Origin of the sequence: Herbaspirillum sp. B65 (assembly GCF_000333555.1) — a bacterium.
GTDB classification, from domain to species: Bacteria; Pseudomonadota; Gammaproteobacteria; order Burkholderiales; family Burkholderiaceae_D; genus Herbaspirillum; species Herbaspirillum rubrisubalbicans.
This window is the reverse complement of the sequence record NZ_BADI01000872.1, coordinates 1-1599: the sequence shown is the minus strand read 5'-3', so window position 1 is coordinate 1599 and position 1599 is coordinate 1. Positions and strand designations below refer to the sequence as shown.

2 protein-coding genes are annotated in these 1599 nt (G+C 61.4%); both read right to left on the bottom strand.

Annotation, left to right across the window (positions count from 1 at the left end):
* On the bottom strand, positions 1 to 200 hold a 200-nt coding region (locus tag I5W_RS32915), incomplete at its 3' end, for a hypothetical protein (RefSeq protein WP_217284460.1).
* A gap of 147 nt (positions 201 to 347) precedes the next feature.
* Complete coding sequence (locus I5W_RS20730; RefSeq protein ID WP_044530648.1) at positions 348 to 1280, bottom strand: HDOD domain-containing protein; 933 nt, start codon at positions 1278 to 1280, stop codon at positions 348 to 350.
* Positions 1281 to 1599: the final 319 nt, after the last annotated feature.

The window sequence follows — 1599 nt, the reverse complement described above, 5'->3', positions numbered from 1 at the left end:
GAACACATTAACAAAGGCAAGGCCCATGCATTGCCGACAGTAAGGGTGCAGGCAAGGCCTATTTGATGAATATGTTCTCCTGGGTGGCTGCGGTAAATGCCGTGGCTTTTACGGAAGGAACATCCGAGGCTGGGTTCATCGAACCTTGCGCGCAGCTGGAAGCGAGGCCGGGCCAGGTCTGTGATGACGGAAGTGGGCACGGCCAGGTGGCGTGAGCACTTCTTTCCAGACAATCAACATCGGCGGTTCAATTCCAGAGCGAGGGGATAGTACCATTGGCGGCTGACAAATCTGCAACGAAAAACTTCGATTTTTCCTGACTAAAACTGAAGTTTCTTGTCATCGGCTCAGCCCGGTTGTTGCAGCGCCGCAACCAATTCCGTGCCGAGCTCGGGCAGAACCCTGGCCGGCACCTTGAGCAAGGCGCCCCACTGGCTCCAGTCCTGGCTGACGTGGCTGCAGATGGCAGCCAGCGTGGCAATGGGCAGCTCGACCGGCCCACTCAGCCGCAACAGGCGCGGCAGCAAGGCGGTCCGCTCGGCCTCGCTGGCCACGCAGAGATCGGCCACGCAAGCGGCCAGTTCCAGTACGCGGATCAGGCGCTGCTGGCGATCCGCTTCATCCAGGCCGCTCTGTTCGGGCGCGCCATGATGCAGCACCGCTTCGCAGAAGAGCCGGGGAAACAGCCAGTCCTGCATCATGGCAGCGGCCAGCTCCAGGTGATGGAAGCCGAAGAGATCCTTCTCCTGCGCGCGCAGCGCCGACCCCTGCACGCCACTACGCAGCAGCTCGCCATAGCGGCGGGGCCGCGCCGAGGCCAGGCCGAGCCGGCCGATGTCGGCCAACAGGGCGACCGTAAACATCTCGGCCGGTGGCGCCACCTGCAACAGCTCGCCCAGGGCCTGGCCGGCACAGGCCATGGCTGTGGAACGGCTCCAGAAACGCTGGTAGTCGAATTCCTGGCAATCACCGCGGCGCGCCGATTCGGTCAGCGAAATGGCCAGTGCCATCTGGCGCACCGCGTGCAGCCCCACCATCAGCAGCAGATCGATATTGACCGCGGCCACCATGCGGCCCTTGTTGATATTGGGGATGTTGGCGATCTGGATCAGGCGACCGGCCAGGACCGGGTCGCCCTGCACCTGCGCTACCAGGTCCGCCAGGGCAATGTCTTCCTGTTGGCACATCTGCATGATCTTCAGGCGCACGCCGGAAGGTGCAGGCAAGACTTCGGAGTCTTGCAATTCTTGGAAAATCTGGTGTTCAACGTAGCAGGACATGAGAAGTAGTGGTCTTTTTAATTGTTTGCTTGGCGATACGCCAATTTTAATTGGCGACAAGCATACCCAATTAATCATGATTGTGCGTCGCCACATGAACAAGGCCACATCGCCCGCGCCCCGGCGGCCCATCCTGCCCGCCGACAGCAGCGCAAGCCAGGCGCCGACAGCCACCTGCCGCGCTTGCGATTAAGCTGACATCCTGGTGCGGGCAGCCATCGACTCCATAAAACCAGAGGCAAAGCCAGGACAAGGCCGCTGCCCGCATGGACAAAGCGCGCCAAAACCGGCACAAGAGAGCCGCACGACAGGATAGAAA